The sequence below is a fragment of the Streptomyces sp. DH12 genome (genome assembly GCF_020873895.1).
GTDB lineage: Bacteria > Actinomycetota > Actinomycetes > Streptomycetales > Streptomycetaceae > Streptomyces.
Genome location: NZ_JAHWGT010001372.1, coordinates 1 through 419, shown reverse-complemented (window position 1 = coordinate 419; position 419 = coordinate 1). Strand labels below are relative to the sequence as shown.

The window sequence follows — 419 nt, the reverse complement described above, 5'->3', positions numbered from 1 at the left end:
GCTTTTTCCGCGGATTCCCGCTGCCCTCACCCGAGCGTCAGCCGACCGGCCAGCCCGCCACCCGGCTTCTCGCCGGCTTCTCCTCCTGGGGCCGGACCTGCCCCTTGCGGATGACGCCGCGCCAGGCGCCGGACTCCTGGCCCACCCCTTCGATGAACTGCTTGAAGCGGCCCAGCTCGGACCGGATCAGCCGCGGCGTCACGGGCGTCCGGTGCAGCAGGTGCCGCCGCGTCGGCCGGGCCAGGGACCGCATGGACACCACGATCTCCGTGCGGTTCGGGGCGAGGGCCCGGAAGCGCACCTCGCCCCGGTGCCCGGCCCACCGGCCGAGACCCTGCCACGCGATCAGCTCGTCGGGATGCTGCTCGACGACCTCCGCCATGTACGTCCAGGTCGCCCAGCCGGTGCCGACCTCCCAC

1 protein-coding gene is annotated in these 419 nt (G+C 73.7%); it reads right to left on the bottom strand.

Annotation, left to right across the window (positions count from 1 at the left end):
- Nucleotides 1–37 precede the first annotated feature (37 nt).
- Nucleotides 38–419 (bottom strand): cyclase (locus LPA54_RS40130; RefSeq protein ID WP_228985359.1); only part of this gene is annotated, 382 nt, incomplete at its 5' end.